The organism is Xanthomonas euroxanthea (genome assembly GCF_903989455.1).
Classification (GTDB): Bacteria; Pseudomonadota; Gammaproteobacteria; order Xanthomonadales; family Xanthomonadaceae; genus Xanthomonas; species Xanthomonas euroxanthea.
In genome coordinates, this window is the sequence record NZ_LR861803.1 from 4693525 (window position 1) to 4706288 (window position 12764).

A 12764-nucleotide genomic window follows, 5' to 3' on the forward strand; every position below is an offset into this window, starting at 1 on the left:
AGGCGTTATCGATAAAGCCCCTCGCGCCCAGGTGCGCTCCTACGATGCAGGGCAGTGCGCTCCGTGCATGACCACCGCAGGCGTCAAGCTGGGCCGCGTATTAGACCGCGTGCTGGGCCGCGCGCTCGGCAACCTGATCGGCAAGCGCGCCGAGATCCTCGGCGGCGTGATCCTGGTGATCGTCGGCAGCGTCATCCTCTACGAACACCTCAGCGGCGCCGCATAGCACGCAGCGGTCTGCCGTAGGAGCGCACCTGGGCGCGACGAGGCGTTATCGATAAAGCCCCTCGCGCCCGGGTGCGCTCCTACGATGCAGGGCATGCGCTCCGTGCGCGGTCGGCATCGTGGGATGTTTACTCGATGCCGCCTGCATCGCCGCATGTCGCGGTGATGGCAGGGATGCACCCGTCAGCGCGTTTTCGCATCGTGATGCGCACTCAGGAACGCGCGTAACGAGGCCGGCTTCACCGGTTTGGTCAGCAGGCGATAGCCACGTTCGCGCGCGAGCTGCTTGAGTTCATCGCGGCCATCGGCGGTGAGCAGCGCGCCGGCAATCGGTGCAGGGGCGGCGGCCTGCAGCGCATCCAGCGTGTCCAGGCCATCGAGCCGGTCGTGCAGGTGGTAATCCACCAGCATCAGGTCCGGTTGCTCGCGCGCGCGTTCCAGCGCCTGATCCACCGTGCTGGCGGTGATCACCTCCACCTGCCAGCGACCGAGCAAGGCGCGCATGCCGTCGAGGATTTCGCGGTCGTTGTCCACGCACAGCACGCGCAGGCCCGCCAGCGAATCGCCGCTGGGCAGCGCGCGCGCCACCGCCACCGGCAGCACCGGTGGCAGCGGCACTGCCGCCACGCGCGGCAGCAGGATCGAGAACATGCTGCCGCGGCCGACCTGGCTGCGCGCGCTCAGGTCGTGGTCGAGCAGGCGCGAGATGCGCTGGCAGATCGACAGGCCCAGCCCCAGGCCCTGCTCGCCCCAGTCGAACGGCTGCTGATAGCGGCGGAACTCTTCGAAGATCTGCCGCATGTGGTGCTCGGGAATGCCCGGGCCGGTATCCCACACCTGCAGTTCCACCTGGTCGCCGCGGCCGCGCATGCCCAGCACGATGCGGCCCTGGCGCGTGTAGCGCAGCGCATTGGCCAGGAAGTTCTGCATCACCCGGCGCAGCAGACGGCGGTCGCTGCGCACCCACAGCGGGCGGCTGTGCACCTGCAGCTGCAGGCCGCGGCTGGACGCCACCGGCGCGTATTGCGCGGCCAGTTCATGCATCAGCGCGCTGGCATCGAAGTCCTCGACCGTGGGCCGCAGGCCGCCGGCATCCAGCCGCGAGACGTCGAGCAGGCCATCGAGCAACTCCTCGGCCGCGCGCAGCGAGGCATCCACGCGCTCGGCCAGATGGCGTTGCTCCTCGTTGTTCTGGTGGCTCTCGCGCAAGGCCGAAGCAAACAGCCGCGCGGCATTGAGCGGCTGCAACACGTCGTGGCTGATGGCAGCCAGAAAGCGCGTCTTGGATTGCTGTGCCAGCTCGGCCTCGCGCGAGCGATCGGCCACGCGCTGTTCCAGGTTCTCGTTGGCGTCCAGCAGCGCACGTTCGGCACGTTTGTAGTCGGTGATGTCGTTGTAGCTGGTGACATAGCCGCCGCCGGGCAGCGCCTGGCCACGCATCTCGATCACCTTGCCGTCGCTGCGGGTGCGCTCGAACACATGCGGCGAGCCGGCGCGCATATGGCGGATACGGCGATCGATCTGGTCTTCGATATCGCCCTCGCCCAGCTCGCCGCGCTCGGCGTTGTAGCGGATCAGGTCGGCCACCGGGCGGCCGACATACAGCATGCCGTCCGGATAGCCGAACAGCTGCTGGTAGCGGCGATTCCACGCGGTCAGGCGCATGTCCGGGTCGACCACGCTGACCGCGGCGCTGATGTTTTCCAGCGTGGTGGACAGGATCTCGCGGTTGAAGCGCAGCTCCTGGCCGGCTTCGTCCAGCACCGCCACCACCTCGCCCAGGTCCATGCCCGAACCGCGCAACAGGCTGGTCAGCACCAGGCGTGCGGAGGCCGCGCCGATCGAGGCGGCCAGCAGGCGCTCGGTGAACTGTACCCAGGCGCGATCGGCCACCACGGTGGGCTGCAGCTCGCGCTCCAGCAGCACCGCCTGGTCGACGAAGGCGCGATGCGCATGCCGCTCGCCCACCACGCGCTCGGCCAGGGCCTGCAGGTCGGCCACGCGCACATGCCCGGGCCAGTCGCCGGCCACCGCCGGGCGCTGCGCGTACGGGTCCAGGAATGGCGCGGCGCGCAGGCGCTCGTCCACCCCGGGGCGCCAGCGTGCGGAAACCAGCATCATCGCGCCGACATTGATCAGCAGCGACCAGAACGTGCCATGCGCCAGCGGGTCCCAGCCATGCATGCCGAACAGCTGCTGCGGCTGCAACCAGGCGATGCCGAACGGCCCGTCCACCAGCCAGTCCGGCTGCAGCCAGCCCGCGCGCGTGGCGGCCGGCAGCAGCAGCGTGTAGATCCAGGTCATGAAGCCCAGCACCATGCCGGTCTCCACGCCCTTGCGGCTGGCGCCGCGCCAGTACAGCCCACCGATCACCCCCGGCGCGAACTGTGCCACTGCCGCAAAGGCCATCAGGCCGTAGGCGGCCAAGGTGGTGTCGTTGGCCACGCTGCGGTGGTAGCCGTAGGCGATCAGCGCCAGCAGCAGGATGGCGACGCGGCGGATCCACAACACCCGCGAGGCCACCGCCGCGCGCGCATCGGCGCTGCCACGGCGGCGCAGCAGCACCGGCATCACCAGGTCGTTGCTGACCATCGTGGCCAACGCGATGCTGGCCACGATCACCATGCCGGTGGCGGCGGAAAACCCGCCCACATACGCCACCAGCGCCAGCACGGTGTTGCCCTGGCTCAGCGGCAGCGCCAGCACCACCGCATCGTCGACCACCGTGCTGCCCTTGCCGAACAAGGCCACGCCGGCCGATGCGATCGGCACCACCATCGCCGAGATGATCACCAGGTAGGCGCCGAACAACCAGCGCGCGCGCCGGATGTCGCCGACGTCGCTGCATTCCACCACCGCCACATGGAACTGGCGCGGCAGGCAGATCACCGCCAGGAAGCTCAGCAAGGTCTGCGAAATGAAGCCCACCGACGGGGTGTGCTCGAACAAGGTGCGCGCCGAGTCGGCGATGGGCACCTGGTGATCGCTCAGCCACACCCAGGCGAACAGGCCCACCGCGACGATGGCGATCAACTTGATCACCGACTCCAGCGCGATCGCCAGCATCATGCCGCGGTGGTGTTCGGTGGCATCGACCTGGCGGGTGCCGAACAAGGTCGCGAACAAGGCCATCAACAGCGCCACGTACAGCGCCGGGTCGGCAAAGATGCCGCGCCCGGCACTGCTATGCCCGGTCAGCACCTCCAGGCTCATCGCCACTGCCTTGTACTGCAGGGCCAGATACGGAACGATGCCGACCAGCGCGATCACCGCCACCAGCGCCGCCAGCCGCCGCGAACGGCCATAGCGCGACGAAATGAAATCGGCGATGGAAACGGTGTTCTCGGCGCGTGCGATCAGCGCCAGCCGCTCGATGATGCGCCAGCCGAACAGCAGCAACAGCAGCGGGCCCAAGTAGATCGGCAGATAGCCGATGCCGTTGCGCACCGCCGAGCCGACCGCGCCGTAGAAGGTCCACGACGAGCAGTACACCGCCAGCGCCAGGCTGTAGACCGCTGGCCGCAGCCACGGCCGCTCCGGGTACAGCGGACGACGGTCACCCCACCACGCCACGCCGAACAGCAGCGCGGCATAGCCGACGGAAACCAGCAGCAGGATCCAGCTTGAGACCAAGGGGCGTTCCTAGGCGGCGCGAGGCGAGCCTGGGAGTTTACGCAGTGGGGAATCGGGATTGGGGGTTGGGGGTTCGTGCCGGACTGGTTGGCGGAGCGTGAAGCGTCAGAGGCCCCTCATCCGCCCTTCGGGCACCTTCTCCCGCATGCGGGAGAAGGGACTGCGGTTGCGGCGTGCGCCGTACACTTGCCTGAGGAGTGGTGTTGGTGTGGCGATGCATGCGTTTCGTGCTGCCGGGCAGCCGGCCCTTTGAATCAGCCTGTGGCAAGAGGCATTGGGCTAAGGGTCAAGCGCCCCCCATCCGCCCTTCGGGCACCTTCTCCCGCAGACGGGAGAAGGGAGCGCGGTTGCGGTGTGCGCCATGCGCTCGCCTGTCGCATCTCCGGCCCACCCACTCAGGCAGCCGGCAGGGACGTCTGCCGCATGGCGGTACGAGGATGTGCACGGTCGGGCGACGATGCGCCGTTGTCGCGATCAGGCGATGATGCAGCGGCCACCCGGTGGTGGCCCGCCCCCCTCTCCCGCCTGCGGGAGAGGGTGCCCGAAGGGCGGGTGAGGGCCGTCAGCCCGGCAGGCGCACCTGCACCCGATACGTACGGCCGGCGACGATGCCGTGCACACGCTGGTCCGGGCAAGCGGCTCCATCCACGTCAACGTCTACCTGCGTGCGTCCCGGCTCCCGTGTCAGCGTCACCTCGAACTGCGCGCCGCGGAACTGGCGCGTCACCTGCGCGTGCGGCCAGTGCGTGGGCAGCTGCGGGCGGATCGCCAATGCATCGCCCTCGCCGACCAGGCCGAACAGGCCTTCGAGCACGCAGCGATACACCCAGGCCACCGTGCCGGTGTTGAACAGCTGGCTGGACCGCCCGGCCGTGCGTGGATATTGATGCCAGGCGCCGCGATAGTAATTGGGCAACGACACCGGCAGATGGCCGCGCTGCAGCACGTCCTGGCGGGTGGGGCCGGGCAGCATTGCGCGCAGGATCTCCCAGGCGCGGTCGGCTTCGCCAATCTGGTACAGGCTGTACAGGTAGAACGCCACCGCATGGTTGTAGACCGCGCCATTTTCCGCGGCGCCCGGCCACTTCTGCGTCAACCGGCCCACGTCGTCGCGCATATGCGTGTACGCCGGGGCCAGCATCACCGGCCCGTACGGCGTATGCAGCTGTTCGCGCACCGCCTCCAGCAAGGCGTCGCGCTGCGCGGCATCGGCGGTGCCGGCCAGCAGCGCAAAGCTCTGCGGATTGAGATAGATGCGTCCTTCCACATCGTCGGCGATGCCGAAGCGCACGCCGTCGTCGGTGATGCCGCGCGCATACCAGTTGCCGTCCCACAATTCCCGATTGGCATCGGCATTGACCGTCTGCACGGCCTGCGCAAACGTTTCTGCCTGCGCGCTTCGCCCATGCGCTGCACAGATGCCCGACCACAGCCGCAGTGCATACGCGGTGGCCACGGTGAGCCAGCCGGACACGCCCTTGCCGCGCCAGCCGACCATGTTCATCGGGTCGTTCCAGTCACCCTGGGCGATGAAACTCAGGCCGCGGGCGTCGCGTGCGTCCAGCAACCATTGCATGGCCGCATCCAGGCGCTCGGCCACGCTCAGCGCCTGCCCGTCCTGCGTGCGGACCACCGCGTCGAGCACGCTGGCATCGCCGGTTTCGGCCAGATAGGCGCTCAGGAAGATCGGCAACCACACGCAGTGATCGGTATGCGGCACCTGGTTGATGTATTTCAGCTCGGCGCCTTCCACCAGCAGGATGCCGTCCGGCATCGCACCGCTGGGTTCCTGCTGCGAGAGCGCGTGCAGCAACGCCGCGCGTGCGGTGGCCGGCTGCAGGTAGGCCATGCCCATGTGGTCCTGCAGATAGTTGCGCGTCTGCGGATCGGTGGTCAGGCGATTGACGTCGCCGTGATAGAACACCTGCCGCGGCAACCAATGATTGACCAGGTTGTCCAGGGCCGGATCGGGCGTGGCGATCTGCGCGCAACCCCGCCCGCCCTGCAGATACTGCGCGTAGTCGCGCGCGGCGGCAGCAAAGCCGGCTTCGGACAGATAACGCGCACGCAGCGCGGCGATCTCCGCATCGTCCTTGGCCGGCCCGAACGCGAAGCGGTACACGCTTGCCGCATCGACGTCCAGCGTCAGCCGATACTGCAACGCGGCGGCCGGGTTCTCGTAGTGCGCATCGCTATTGCCCAGCTGCTCGGCCTGGATGGCCGAGGGCGCATGCAGGCCACCCTCGCCTTCGAAGGCCGTCTGCTGCGCGTCCCAGGCCACCGGCGGCTGCTCGTGCAGCAGGAAGGTGCAGTCCTTGAAGTCACGCTGGCGGAAATAATCCTGCACCTTCTGATACGGCGTCACGCTACGGCAGACGATGCCGCCCAGCGCCGGCTCGTAGGCGCCGCCCTGATGCATCCACGACATGTAGCCGATGGGGAAATACGGATACAGGCTGAGCCGGCGTGTGCGGCCGGACAGGTTATGCACGCGGCACTCCCACAGCTCCACCGCATCGTCGGTGGGCAACGCCACGCACAGCTCCACCACGATGCCGTCATGGCGCACCCGCCAGCGCACATCGTGCTTGCCGGCGGAAAACGCAAACTGCTCCGGCGGCGCGCGCACCGGTTCGTGCGGCACCGAATACAACGCGCCGCTGTCTTCGTCCTTGAGATAGAAGAAGCGCCCGGGATGATGCGCGTAGTAGGGCTGCTCGGGCATCATGAAGTTGCGCGCCTCCAGCAGTGGCGCATGGGCATACTTGGCCGGCTCCGGCTGCATGAACTGCCCGGTGGCGTAACCACGGCAGGTGAGCTGCAGCATCATGCGGCGGTTCCACAGGAATGCGCCCGCGTTCGGCATCGCGGTGGGGCTGTAGAGCGCATACCGCGTGCCGTCGGCGCTGGGCGCCAGCAACGCGGACAGATCGTCGTTGGACGTGGTGCTGGAATCAGCCTGGGAAAGTGCGGACACGGTCAGCGGTGCTCCTGTTCGTCGCGCTTGCGCGCGGCCAGTTCGTGTTGGATGCGGCGCAACAGGCCGTCATCGAGTGGATAGAAACGCATGGTCCAGGCCGCCAGCAGCGCCACCGCGCCCGGGATCACCGTCAGCAGCAGCACGATGCCGGTCAACGACCCGGCCGACTGTGCGCTGTTGGCCACATAGCCCATGCCCGCCAGCACCCAGGCGATGCCGGCCGACGCCAGCGCGCCACCGAGCTTTTGCGAGAAGGTCGCGGCGGCAAAGGTCATCGCGGTGGCGCGCCGGCCGGTGCGCCACTCGGTGTAGTCGGCGCTGTCGGCATACATCGAAAAGGCCAGCGGCGACTTCGGCCCCAGCGCCAGCCCGATCAACATGTTCAACGCGAAGATCGCCCACACCGCATCGGCAGGAATGAAAAACATCAGGCAGCTCAACACGCCCACCATCGCCATCAGCGCGGTCATCAACTGGCGCTTGTCCCAATGCCGTGTCAGCAGCGGCGTGATCGCCGCACCCACCGCCAAGGACACCGAATAGCCGCCCAGGAACAGCCCGGTCAGCTCCGGCCGCTGCACGTAGTACTTGAGGTAATACACGCCCGCACCGCCGCGCATGACAATGGTGATCATGATGATCAACGACAGCACGAACAGCACGCACCAGGGTTTGTTCTGCAGCAGGTCGGCGATGTCCCGGCGGACCGGCGTGCGCTGTTGCGGCGGTGGCTGCACGCGCTCGCGCGTGGTCAGCGCCACGGTCACGAACAGCGCCACCGCCACCGCGCCGTACAGCATCATCGTACGCTGCCAGCCCAGCGCATCGTTGCCGGCACCGAGCCACGCCACCAGGTCCAGGGTGCAGTAATTGACCAGCGTGGTGCCGGCGAACGCGGCGATGAAGCGCAGGCTGATCAAGCTGGTGCGCTGGCTGCTGTCGGCGGTGATCACGCCCGACAATGCCGAGTACGGAATGCTCACCACGGTGTAGGCCAGCATCATCACCAGGAAGCTGATCGTGGCCCACCACATGCGCCCGTTCTGGTCCAGCGCAGGCGTGGTGTAGGCCAGCACACCGGTCACCGCCATCGGCACCGCGCCCCACAGCAGGTACGGGCGGAACTTGCCCCAGCGGCTGCGCGTGCGATCGGCCAATGCCCCCATCGCCGGATCGGCGATCGCATCGGCGATCTTGGTCAACAGGATCATCGTGCCCACGGCCGCTGCCGGCAGATGCATGGTGTCGGTGTAGAAGATCAGCAAGAACGCGGAGATGTTAGCCCAGTACAGATTCAGGCCCAGATCGCCGGCGCCGTAGCCCAGCTTTTCGCGCCAGCGCAGGCGCGCCGATGCAGGAGACGGTGCAGGCGATGACGGCATCGGCAGACCTTGGAGTGCGTTGAACCCGGCCGAGCGCGCCGTTACGCTGGGCGGCCCGCTCACCTGGCGAGGAGCGCCGACGCTACACCACGCATCGGCTGCCGCCAACGTGAAATCCGGCAAAATGCCGAATCGCTCCGGAGATATAACCTGACGTGATGGACACCGCAGCCCCCGCTACACCCGCGTCCGCTTCGCCCCTGGCCATCGTGGTGATGGGCGTTTCCGGCAGCGGCAAGACCACCATCGCGCAGGCCCTGGCAGCGCATTACGGCTACCGTTTTCTGGACGCCGACGATTACCACAGCGTGGCCGCACGCGCGCAGATGGCCGCAGGCCAACCGCTCACCGATGCGATGCGCCTGCCGTGGGTGGAGTTGCTGGCGGCCACCTTGCGCGACTGCGTCCAGGCCGGCGAGTCGGTGGTGCTCGCGTTCTCGGGCTTGCGCGGCACGCATCGTCAATTGCTGCGCCGCAGCGGCATTCCGCTGCGCTTCGTGTTCCTGCACGCGGCCCCGCACGTGATCGCCGCACGCCTGAGCGCGCGCGCCGGCCATTTCATGCCGGCCAGCCTGCTCGACAGCCAGTTGCAGACACTGGAATTGCCGCTGGACGAAGCCGACGTGGTATCGGTGGATGTGGACGCCACGGTGGCGGAGGTGGTGCAGGATGCCATCGCGCAGTTGGCGCTGATCGCGCCCAATGCGGCGCACAGCGTCGCGCCCTCGCCTCAAAGCGCCTGACGTAAAAGATAACGCAGCCCTGCATGGCTGTTTTCTTCTCGCTCCGGGAGAAGCTGCCCCGAAGGGGCGGGCGAGGGTAGGTGCGAAGCCACGCAATCCAGTCTCTCGTGTGGCATCGCCCCGTACCCTCACCCCAACCCCCGCTCCGCGCCCCGGCCGGCGTTTGCGACGCGGGCGCTCCAAGGCACGCGCGCCAGTGGCGCGCAAACAGTGCCTTCTCGCCCCCTGGGGAGAGGGGCGCTGTTCAACACCGTGACCAACCTGACAAGGTGGCGCAAAATTTCCTGGTTACTTTTTGCAGACCATTGATTTGCAGGCAATACGCCGGTCTCGCGGCCAATCATTTTTCCTATTGCGTCTGGTGCAGATAGTGATGAATCATCAGTATTTGTGCGAATACCGAACAGGCTGAACGCAATTTTTGCGAGCTGGTCGTACCAGATGCGACCGGACCCGACCGTTGAATGAATGCAGCGACATGCGTGTGTTGCATGGTCTCGCCGATCGGCCATCTTCACTCGGCAGATCCGGGGGGATCCAGCGCTTCCTTCCATCTATGGACATGCCGTGATGACACATTCAATTCGCCGCTTGCGATTTCGCAGTTTGACGCTCGTTCCCTGCCTGCTTGCCAGCGCAGTGGCTTTCGCCCAGCCCGGCCCCGCAACCGCACAACAGCCGGTGTCGTCCCTGGATACCCAGGCCTTCGCAGGCTCCAGCCAGATCTGGCGCAGCTTCGGCAAAGACCTTCCGTTCGCCAGCCCCACCAGCTGGACCACCGCCGGCGGCGGCTACTTGAACCAGCGCTTCGCGCCGGGCGAGTGGAAGATCAACCGCACCACCGTCAAGGGCCTCGTCCCGGCGTGGACCCTGACCACTACCGGCGACATCTCGGCCACGCCGAGCGTGGAAGGTGGCACGTTGTACGTGCCCGACTGGGGCGGCACGCTGTATAGCGTCGACACCCAGACCGGCAAGCCGAACTGGCAGGCCAAGCTGTCCGAATACACCGGCAATGCCAACTCGGTGACGCGCAACACTCCGGCCATCAGCGCCAACAGCATCATCGTCGGCGACCAGGCCGCCGGTACCGTGCTGGCCATCGACAAGAAGACCGGCAAGCTGCTGTGGAAGACCACCGCCGAAGCCAACCCGCAGGCGCGCATCACCTCCTCGCCGGTGATCTACGGCAACCGCATTTACGTGGGCATTTCCTCCGGCGACTGGGGCAACCTGGATTCGACCCACACCTTCAGTTTCCGCGGCAGCGTGGTGGCACTGGATCTGAGTACCGGCAAAAAGGTGTGGCAGTTCTACAACGTGCCCGAGGGGTATACCGGCGCATCGGTGTGGGGCCAGGTGGCGATCGACCCGATCAGCCGCCGCCTGTATTTCGGCACCGGCAACAACTACAACATTCCCGCCAGCGTGGGTAACTGCGTCTCCAACGCGCGCTCCTACCGCGGCAGCGAACTCACCGTGCAGGACGAACTGGCGTGCATGGCCCCGGACAACTACGTCGACTCGGTGGTCTCGTTGAATCTGGACACCGGCAAGCTGGTCTGGGCCGACCGTGCTCAAGGCTACGACGCCTGGAACCTGTCGTGCATCGTGGCGCCCACCAATGGCCTGTGCCCGAACACCCAGGCAACCAACCTGACCGGTCCTGATTACGACTTCGGCGGTGCCGGCGTGCAGCTGTTCACCGTATGGCGCGACGGCAAGGCGCAGCAACTGGTCGGCGCAGGGCAGAAGAGCGGCATCTACTGGGCCTTCGACGCCAAGACCGGTGCCAAGGTGTGGTCGACCCAGGTCGGCCCCGGCGGCACCACCGGCGGCGTCGAGTGGGGCACTGCGTTCGACCCGTACAAGTCGCAGGTCTACGTGGCCATCAACAACAGCACCAACGCCACCTATACGCTGGGACCGGCGAACACCCAGAGCCACAATGGCGGCTCGTGGGCCGCGCTGGATGCAGCCACCGGCAGGATCAAGTGGCAGGTCAAGGTGCCCGGCATCAACCGCGTGAATCCGACCGTGCCGGCCGGTGGCCAGGGCTCGCTGACGGTGTCACCGAACCTGCTCTACGCCGGGTCGATGGCCGGCAACATGGTTGCCCTTGATGCCGACACCGGCGCCACGCTGTGGAACCACGACGCCACCGGCTCGGTGCTCGCCTCGCCGGCCATCGTGGACGGCGCGCTGTACTGGGGCGCCGGCTACGGCCGCTTCAACTTCGGCACGGCGGCGACGGCCAACCAGCTGACCAAGTTCGTGCCGGATACCGCGGCAGCGAAGTAGGCAGCATCCTCGGCGAACGGCAATCACGCGTTCAGTCGCGCCACGACACCGCCGCCTTCGGGCGGCGGTGTTTTTTGCGATCGGGATTGGGCGATTTGTGGCTGCAAGCGCTGCGCGGGAGAAGCGACAAGGCAATGCCGCACCTCCCGCAGCGACGCGATGCGTCCACGCGCTAACCTGAGGTTCGCAGCTACAGGCGCGTGACCTGGCACAGGCGGATCTGCCCGGCTTCCAGCCCGTGCGCCTCGGCCGCACGACGGCGCAACGCAGCGACCAGCCCGGCCGCATCCAGCATGCCATCGGCGGGCACGTCCACGCTGTGGGCCAGTTGCCCCCACAGCACCGGCCGACCATCGCAATAGCCTTCGTAGTCGGCGAAGTAATGCAACTTGCGCAGCTCAGGTACCGACGTGGACATCGCCCTGGATCTCCGTGCAGCCCAGATGTTCCAACGCAATCTCCAGCCCCAGCAGATAGCTCTGCGCGCAGTAGCCGCGCACCGTCGCGATACGTTGGCCGAAACCCTCCGGCAGGCAACGCTCCGGTCGGTCCACGCTATCGTCGTGGGCCTCCACGAACGGATACGGCAACGCCCCCAGCACACGGTGCAGGCGCGCACTGTCCACGCAGCTGCCCGGATCGATCAACGCGATTTCCATCCGCGCCTGCCCGGCCACGCGCAAGGCATCCAGCAGCTCCTGCTCCGACCCGCAGGCACGCAGCGCCACGGTCTTGCCCGCATCGCCCGCGCACGCCACCAGTTGGCGGATCACCGCCCGCGGCAACGGCTGCGGCCCACGCACCAGCGGCAACGATGCCTCCGGACCACGCACGATCATGATCGACATGGCGGCCTCCTCAGGCAGCGGCGCGCAACGGCGCGCACAGGGATGGCAGGCAGCGCGCGGCAATCCCCAACGACATCGCATAGGCGCGCGGCGCGTCGTGCGGCGTGATCACCACCGCCAGCGGCGCATGCTGCGGATGCAGCCACGGCTCCAGCTCCTGGTCGGCATCGGTATGCAGCTCGATGTAGGGCGTGTGCAGCGCATCCAGTGCCGCACGCAATGCCGTCGCATGCACCTGCGCACGCGCGGACGGCGCCAGATCACCCGAATCCAGCAGCACCAGCTCCACCTCGGCGTCGCCACCGGCGGCCTGCAAGCCGGCGATCAGGCCATCGACATCGGCGCACGCCAGCGTGCGCAACGCACGGCCGGCACACTCGGGCAGCTGCAGCGGCGCCAGCTGCGCCGGATCGGCCTGCGGACCTTGCAAAATCAGGATACACATCGTGTTGGACTCAACGCACCACAGTGCGGGAGTGCCAAGGTAGGCCTGCCGGGCATAAAGGGGCTATTTGCGCGCTGGTGCGCCGGCATAAAAAGTGCGTAATGCCTGCGCAATGCCGGTGTGCCGCGCCCGGCGACGCGACAGAAGAGGTTGTAGATAAAACTGCAGCGCTCAACCTGGCGATGCCTCACGCAATGCGAACATCCC

8 protein-coding genes and 1 pseudogene are annotated in these 12764 nt (G+C 67.3%); 3 read left to right on the top strand and 6 right to left on the bottom strand.

All coding sequences use genetic code 11. From position 1 onward, the window contains the following. Positions 1-49: 49 nt before the first annotated feature. Positions 50-226 (top strand): annotated as a pseudogene (locus H7A86_RS19625) (manganese efflux pump); the annotation flags it as partial. Positions 227-408: 182 nt separating this feature from the next. On the opposite strand, the gene H7A86_RS19630 reads toward H7A86_RS19625, so the two are convergent. The 3 genes from H7A86_RS19630 to H7A86_RS19640 form a co-directional block, all read right to left on the bottom strand. After that, complete coding sequence (locus tag H7A86_RS19630) at positions 409-3858, bottom strand: hybrid sensor histidine kinase/response regulator (RefSeq protein ID WP_119132460.1); 3450 nt, start codon at positions 3856-3858, stop codon at positions 409-411. A gap of 562 nt (positions 3859-4420) precedes the next feature. Further along, positions 4421-6775, bottom strand: coding sequence for a GH36-type glycosyl hydrolase domain-containing protein (locus tag H7A86_RS19635; RefSeq protein ID WP_180708178.1), 2355 nt, complete (start codon positions 6773-6775; stop codon positions 4421-4423). A 62-nt stretch (positions 6776-6837) separates the two neighbouring features. Then, positions 6838-8220, bottom strand: coding sequence for an MFS transporter (locus tag H7A86_RS19640; protein WP_119129889.1), 1383 nt, complete (start codon positions 8218-8220; stop codon positions 6838-6840). Positions 8221-8378: 158 nt separating this feature from the next. Between H7A86_RS19640 and H7A86_RS19645 the strand changes: the two genes are divergently transcribed. Next, a complete protein-coding gene (locus H7A86_RS19645) occupies positions 8379-8963 on the top strand; it encodes a gluconokinase (RefSeq protein ID WP_115678117.1) in 585 nt (194 codons plus the stop codon). Positions 8964-9533: 570 nt separating this feature from the next. Beyond that, positions 9534-11264 (top strand): outer membrane protein assembly factor BamB family protein, encoded by a 1731-nt coding sequence (locus tag H7A86_RS19650; protein WP_180707959.1) that lies wholly within the window; start codon positions 9534-9536, stop codon positions 11262-11264. 190 nt (positions 11265-11454) lie between these two features. Here H7A86_RS19650 and H7A86_RS19655 read toward each other — a convergent pair whose 3' ends face one another. The 3 genes from H7A86_RS19655 to H7A86_RS19665 are packed head-to-tail and all read right to left on the bottom strand — an operon-like array spanning position 11455 to position 12557. Next, positions 11455-11682: a hypothetical protein gene (locus H7A86_RS19655; RefSeq protein WP_119132462.1), complete on the bottom strand. Its 228-nt coding sequence runs from the start codon at positions 11680-11682 to the stop codon at positions 11455-11457. Then, on the bottom strand, positions 11663-12112 hold the full coding sequence (locus H7A86_RS19660; protein ID WP_164739707.1) for a 3-dehydroquinate dehydratase: 450 nt from the start codon (positions 12110-12112) through the stop codon (positions 11663-11665). The genes H7A86_RS19655 and H7A86_RS19660 overlap by 20 nt, the downstream gene beginning before the upstream one ends. A gap of 10 nt (positions 12113-12122) precedes the next feature. Next, positions 12123-12557 carry a hypothetical protein gene (locus H7A86_RS19665; protein ID WP_119129893.1) on the bottom strand — a complete coding sequence of 145 codons (435 nt, stop codon included), beginning with the start codon at positions 12555-12557 and terminating at the stop codon, positions 12123-12125. Between the last annotated feature and the right edge of the window lie 207 nt (positions 12558-12764).

Bases quoted from the DNA above. Each gene is read 5' to 3' on its own strand.
- H7A86_RS19640 (WP_119129889.1), bottom strand. From the start codon at position 8,220: ATGCCGTCATCGCCTGCACCGTCTCCTGCATCGGCGCGCCTGCGCTGG.
- H7A86_RS19660 (WP_164739707.1), bottom strand. From the start codon at position 12,112: ATGTCGATCATGATCGTGCGTGGTCCGGAGGCATCGTTGCCGCTGGTG.
- H7A86_RS19665 (WP_119129893.1), bottom strand. From the start codon at position 12,557: ATGTGTATCCTGATTTTGCAAGGTCCGCAGGCCGATCCGGCGCAGCTG.
- H7A86_RS19655 (WP_119132462.1), bottom strand. From the start codon at position 11,682: ATGTCCACGTCGGTACCTGAGCTGCGCAAGTTGCATTACTTCGCCGAC.
- H7A86_RS19650 (WP_180707959.1), top strand. From the start codon at position 9,534: ATGACACATTCAATTCGCCGCTTGCGATTTCGCAGTTTGACGCTCGTT.
- H7A86_RS19645 (WP_115678117.1), top strand. From the start codon at position 8,379: ATGGACACCGCAGCCCCCGCTACACCCGCGTCCGCTTCGCCCCTGGCC.